Origin of the sequence: Aquabacter albus (genome assembly GCF_040049275.1) — a bacterium.
Classification (GTDB): Bacteria; Pseudomonadota; Alphaproteobacteria; order Rhizobiales; family Xanthobacteraceae; genus Aquabacter.
The window spans coordinates 23,511-29,510 of the sequence record NZ_JBDZDT010000022.1 but is presented as its reverse complement, the minus strand read 5'-3'; the positions used below and the strand labels follow the sequence as shown (position 1 = coordinate 29,510).

4 protein-coding genes are annotated in these 6,000 nt (G+C 65.2%); all 4 read left to right on the top strand.

The features are described 5' to 3' along the window. Positions 1-527 precede the first annotated feature (527 nt). The 4 genes from ABLE91_RS28380 (at position 528) to ABLE91_RS28365 (ending at position 5,894) form a co-directional block, all read left to right on the top strand. Positions 528-1,049: an RNA polymerase sigma factor gene (locus tag ABLE91_RS28380; protein ID WP_348935916.1), complete on the top strand. Its 522-nt coding sequence runs from the start codon at positions 528-530 to the stop codon at positions 1,047-1,049. A gap of 19 nt (positions 1,050-1,068) precedes the next feature. Continuing rightward, entirely contained in the window at positions 1,069-2,019 is a 951-nt protein-coding gene (locus tag ABLE91_RS28375) for a FecR family protein (RefSeq protein ID WP_348935915.1), read from the top strand. A gap of 117 nt (positions 2,020-2,136) precedes the next feature. Continuing rightward, a complete protein-coding gene (locus tag ABLE91_RS28370) occupies positions 2,137-4,620 on the top strand; it encodes a TonB-dependent siderophore receptor (protein ID WP_348935914.1) in 2,484 nt (827 codons plus the stop codon). A 101-nt stretch (positions 4,621-4,721) separates the two neighbouring features. Then, positions 4,722-5,894: a PepSY-associated TM helix domain-containing protein gene (locus tag ABLE91_RS28365; protein WP_348935913.1), complete on the top strand. Its 1,173-nt coding sequence runs from the start codon at positions 4,722-4,724 to the stop codon at positions 5,892-5,894. Positions 5,895-6,000 lie beyond the last annotated feature (106 nt).

The window sequence follows — 6,000 nt, the reverse complement described above, 5'->3', positions numbered from 1 at the left end:
GAGTAGGTCGCTGCCAGGCCTGCAAAGGACATGACCGGAAGACAAAAATCGCACAAATGCCCATAATCACGATCCCAAACCAAAAAGGCCGTTCGCTCACGCGAACGGCCTTCTTGCGTTGTCTTGATAGCAAGAAATAAGGTTGCGGGCCCCTCCCCTGCGCTCGGGGCGTCGCGGCCAAGGCTGATTGGAGCGGCGAAGCCCTATGCCAAGGGCATCCACAATCTGCCGGACGATCACCAGAAGAGGCCGCGCCATATGGCGGCCGTGACGCGCCGGCCGAACGCTTCGCAGACCGTGTTCTCTCGCTCCGCGATGCCTTTGTCAGACGATCGAGAGGATATCCGGCGAGGTCCGGCGGGACAGAAACCATCCCCCACGGGTCTTCGACAGGATGCTGGCTTTTCAGTACGGCTGCGATTTCAGATCTTCTATTTATTATTACTCTAAATCATTGATATTGCAGGAGTCGGCCCGACTCTCTAAGCATCAAAATGGTTGAAGATCGCACGAACTGATCAGCTTCAATGGCTGTTACACCTTATGCCTCCTCGGATCTGATGCTGGCGTACATGCTCCAGTGGAAGACCCTGCGCGGGCATCTCAGCCGTCGCACCGGATCGCGCGACCTTGCGGAAGAAGCGTTGCAGGAAACCTGGCTCCGGCTGGCCACCATGGCGGAGCAGCCGGCCGGGGTGCACGACAAGCACGCCTTCCTTCTCCGTCTTGCCGGCAACATCGCCATCGACCTCCTGCGGCGGGAGCAGCGCCACACCTCGCGATGCCTCAGCGATGAAGGCGTCTTGCGCGAGATCGCCGACCAGACCCCTTCCCCTGAGGCCTATGCCCTTCACCGCGACGAATTGCGCGCTCTTGTGCGTGCCCTCATGGCGCTTCCTCCAAAGCCCCGCACCGCATTGCTCCTGAACCGTTGCGACGGCCTCTCCCATGCGGAAATCGCTACACGGCTAAGCGTGTCCCAGAGTATGGTGGCGAAGTATCTGGCCCAGGCGCTGCGCCATTGCCGCGACAGCCTGAGGGCGCTCTGATGGGCACGCCACGCGACTGATGAGTGTTTCGCGCCACCAACCTTTTGCGGATATTGCCCTCAGCGATCAGGCCATCGACTGGATGGTGCGCCTGAACTCTGGCACGGCCGGCGAAAACGAGCGCAGCGGCTTTTTGGCCTGGCGCGCCCTGAGCCCCGAGCATGAGGCTGCCGCGCGGGAGGCCGAAGCTCTGTGGGAGGGCCTTGGCGCCGCCGGCGGACGTGTGCGGGCCGACGGCAAGGCGACACGGGGCCGGCTGACCCGCCGCACCCTCATCGCAGGCGGCGTGTTCGCCGCCATCGGCCTCGGCGCCGCGGCGTCGGACCCGCTCCGGCGACGAATCCTCGCAGATTATTCCACCGGGGTGGGCGAAGCCCGCGAAGTGGTGCTGCCCGACGGCTCCCGGGCCTGGCTGAATTCCAGCACTTCCCTTGCCTTGGATTATTCCGGCCTGCGCCGGGGCGTGCGGCTGCTGGAAGGCCAGGCGCTGTTCACGGTCGTGCCAGAGCCGGCACGCCCGTTCGTCGTCGCCGCCGCCAACGGCTGGACCCGGGCCGTCGGCACCGCCTTCGACGTGGACATGCGCGCGGAGAGCGTCGCGGTCACCGTGGTCGAGGGCACGGTGGCGGTCGGCATCGACGGGGGATCGCCCGAGGGCGTGATGGTGCGGGCAGATCAGGCCGTGCGATATGGCCTCCAGGGGGTGGCTGCGCCGCAGAGCGTAGATGCGGGCATGGCGACGGCCTGGCGGCGCGGCAAGCTGATCTTCAACCGGCGCCCCCTGGAAGATGTCGTCAGCGAGTTGCAGCGGCACACCCACACCCGAATCGTGATCGCGGGGAGCAGCCTGAAGGCGCTGGAAGTCACCGGCGTGTTCGACCTCAATGATCCGCAGTCGGTTCTGGAGACCATCGAGCAGACCTTGCCGGTGCGCGTCCTGCGCCTGCCGCTGGTCAACGTCATCCTCTGACCGGGCACATCAAAAAAAAAACGCGCCGCGCGCTGCAAGTTCTCCGCGCCCGCTTCGTCCTTGCCTTTGGGACGCGTGACGGCTGCATGCCGCGCGCTGCACAGGGGAGCTTTCAAGATGGACGTGGAACGGGCGCGGGCGGCACGACGGATGAACTGGCTGGGGTCGGCGGCGGTGGCCCTCGTCCTCGGCGCCGCGCTGCCGGCCCCTGCGCGCGCTCAAAGCGCGCCGCCCGCGGCCATATCCTTCAACATTCCGGCCCAGGACCTTGGCACAGCGCTCACCGCGTTCGCGGACAAGGCCGGGCTGCGTCTCCTCTTCCCGTCCGACCTCGTCGCCGGACGCAGAAGCGTAGGCCTCAGCGGGGCCTATACGCCCGAAGCGGCGATCTCGCGCCTGCTCCAGGGCACCGGCCTCGTCTACCGATTCACGCGGGGCAACACCGTCACCATCAGCGCGCCGGCTGCGGCGGGGGGCGCGGATGCGGGCGGCGCCATCGCCCTTGGCGCCATCGAGGTCACGGGTCTCGGCGATGACCAGCAGATCGTGGCCCTGGCCACCAGCGCCGGCACCAAGACGAACACGCCGATCATCGACATTCCCCAGTCCATCAGCGTGGTCACGCGCCAGGAGATGGACCAGCGCGGCGTGCAGGATTTCAACGCGGCCGTGGCCTATACACCCGGCGTTCGGGTCGTGGATTATCCCGGCGGGCAGGGAATGCCGGACATCTACCTGCGCGGCTTCCGCGCAATCGACCAGGCCGCCTATTATCGCGACGGGCTGCGCTCCGGCTTCAATGCCTATGATTCCGACATCGAGACCTACGGCCTCGAGCGCATCGACGTGGTGAAGGGGCCGGCATCCGCCCTTTACGGTGCCGGCGTGCCCGGTGGCATCGTCGACGCCATCACCAAGCGTCCGACCGCAATCCCGCTGCATGAAATCGAGCTTCTGGGCGGCAGCTTCGACCGGCTGCAGGGCGCCTTCGACATCGGCGGCCCGGCAACGTCCGACGGCACTTGGCTCTACCGCCTCACCGGCTTGTTCCGCGACAGCGGCACCCAGATCGACTTCTCGCCGGACAACCGCATCTATTTCGCGCCGGCCGTCACCTACCAGCCCAATGCGCAGACCAGCCTGACCATTCTCGCGAACTATCAGAAGACGGAGAAGGGCGGCTCGGAACAGAGCCTTCCCATGGCCAACACGGTCTTCGACCTGGGTCCGAAGATCTCCCCGAGCCTCTATCTCGGCGCGCCCGGCCTGACCAATTGGAACGTGGAGAACACCTCGCTCGGCTACGAGTTCAAGCACGAGTTCGACACCGGCTGGAGGTTCCAGCAGAACGCCCGCTACATCCATTCCGACATCAACTTCAACTCGGCCTGGGGCTCGGACGCGACGCTCGCGGTGGTGGACGGGCAATACATCAATGTGGGCGTCCAACTGCGGCCGAAGACGTCGGACAGCTTTCTCATGGACAACAGGCTGACGGGCACGTTCAACACCGGCCCCCTCGGCCATGAGGTGCTCGTCGGCGTGGATGGCGGATACTACAACGCCACGGAGACGCGCACCAATTCCACCAATTACAACGCCATCAGCATTTTCACGCCGAACTATAACTTCGCCTACGACTTCGGCCTGCCCTGGTCCGACACCCAGAGCAAGCTGATGCAGATCGGCGCCTATGCGCAGGACCAGATAACCCTCGGCAACTGGCTCCTCACCGTCAGCGCGCGGCAGGACTGGGTGCGCAACGAGGAGTTCAATTTCAACTCCCGCACCCTCCTTGCCGATTTCGGCTTCACCGACGAGGAGGCGGTCGCGACCGACTCCGCCTTCACCGGCCGCGTCGGGCTCGGGTACAAGTTCGACAACGGCATCATGCCTTATGCGAGCTACTCCACATCGTTCCAGCCCGTGGCGGGAACGGACTTCGAGGGCAATTCCTTCAAGCCCACGACGGGAGAGCAGTACGAGGCCGGCATCAAGTATGAGCCCGCGAACTTCCGCGGCCTGTTCACCGCCTCCGTGTTCCAGATCACCCAGCAGAATGTCCTGACCAACGACCCGATCAATTTCGGCTATTCGGTCCAGGACGGGGCGGTGCGCGTGCGCGGCTTCGAGCTGGAGGGGAAGGCCAACATCACGAGCAATTTCGATGTCATCGCCTCCTACACCTATCTCGATGCGGAGGTCACGCAAGACAATCCCAACGAATTCGGGACAAGCAAGGTGGGCACGGTCCCCTCGGGGGTGCCGCAGAATGCGGCGGCGCTCTGGGCTTACTACACCTTCCGCGATGGCGCGCTGAACGGGCTCGGGCTCGGTGGTGGCGTGCGCTATATTGGCAGCTCCTATGCCGTGATGGAGACCGTTTCCGGGCTTCAGGTGAGCGTGCCGGGCTACACGCTGGTGGATGCGGCGCTGCGCTATGATCTGGGCGTGCTGGACAGGCGGCTGAAGGGCGCCACGCTTTCGATCTCGGGCACGAACCTCTTCGACACCGACTATTACACGCCCGGTTTCTACTGGAACTCGGTCATCTACGGAACCCGCCGCACCGTCTACGGCACCCTGGCCTATCGTTGGTGACCTCGTCCCGCGGCCGGCCCGGGGGCATCACGGCATCGCCGAAGGCGCAAGACGCGCACGCCGCCCCCATGCCGGCCCGCCGCACCTGGAAGATCCGCCCCGTGCTGGTGCTGATCCATCGGTACGTCGGGCTCACGACGGCCCTGTTCCTGACCCTCGCCGGGCTGACGGGAAGCCTCATTGCGTTCAATCGCGAATTGGACGCGCTGCTGAACCCCGCCTTCTATGCGGCCAAAGCCGACGGCCCGCTGCTGTCGCCGGAACAGCTCGCATCGAAGGTGGAGGCACGCGACCCACGCCTGTCGGTGTGGTCCATAAGCCTGGAGCGCACGCTGGGCGGCCCGGTGGAGCTGCGCGCGATGGCGCGTCCCGGTCCCCCGGCCGGGGCTTCCGGAGGAGATCCGGCCGCCGACTGGTTCAGCCTCGACCCCGTCAGCGGGGAAATCCTCGGCATGCGCACATGGGGAGCCTGCTGCTTTTCCCGCGAGCGCCTCGTCCCATTTCTTTATGACTTCCACCACAGCCTGAGTCTGCCGGGGGCCCTGGGTGTCCTGATCATGGGCGCAGTGGCCCTCTTCTGGCTGTTTGACAGTCTCATCGGCGTGGCGCTGACACTGCCGCTAGGGCGCCCGTTCTTCCGCAAATGGCGTAGCGCGTTCACCATCAAGGGGGGCAGCACCTTCCGCTTGAACCTCGACTGGCACCGGGCCGCCGGCCTGTGGCTGTTCGTGCTCCTCATCATCGTGGCCGTGTCCTCGATCGCCATGAACCTGCGCACGCAGGTCTTCGAGCCAGTGGTGAAGCTGTTTTCGCCGCTTACTCCGACGCCCTTCTCAGGCGCTCTCCTCGCAGAACCGCTGGAGCGAAGCATTTCGTATGACGTCGCATTGGCGCGGGCGGAATCGGAGGCACGTGCGCGCGGTTGGGATCTGCCGCCAACTTATATCTTCTATTCCCCTGCCTTCGGCCTTTTCGGCGTCCGGTTTGGCAGCGGCGATGCCATGATGAGCAGCCCCTGGCTCTATCTCGATGGCCGCACCGCGGCTCCCATCGGCGACGTGGTTCCGCGCGCCGGCACGGCGGGCGACACCTTCCTCCAGCTCCAGTTTCCCATCCACAGTGGCCGGATCGCCGGGCTGCCCGGACGCATCCTCATCGCGGCAATCGGACTTGCGGTGGCGGGCCTGTCGATCACCGGTGTCGTCATCTGGTGGATTAAGCGCCGTGCCCGCAGAGGCCGTGCAAGTGGCACCTCCATGGCCAAATCTCGATGACTTCAATGGCCGCGCGGATCGGTCAGATGCACGGCAAAGCTTGACGGACCGGGCCCGTTTGCCCATCCAGCCAGCATGTAGCGAACGCTCGCCGGCTATGTCGTCG

What these genes read in the sequence shown, in the direction of transcription:
- ABLE91_RS28375 (WP_348935915.1), top strand. Translation starts at nt 1,069, where the DNA reads ATGAGTGTTTCGCGCCACCAACCTTTTGCGGATATTGCCCTCAGCGAT.
- ABLE91_RS28380 (WP_348935916.1), top strand. Translation starts at nt 528, where the DNA reads ATGGCTGTTACACCTTATGCCTCCTCGGATCTGATGCTGGCGTACATG.
- ABLE91_RS28370 (WP_348935914.1), top strand. Translation starts at nt 2,137, where the DNA reads ATGGACGTGGAACGGGCGCGGGCGGCACGACGGATGAACTGGCTGGGG.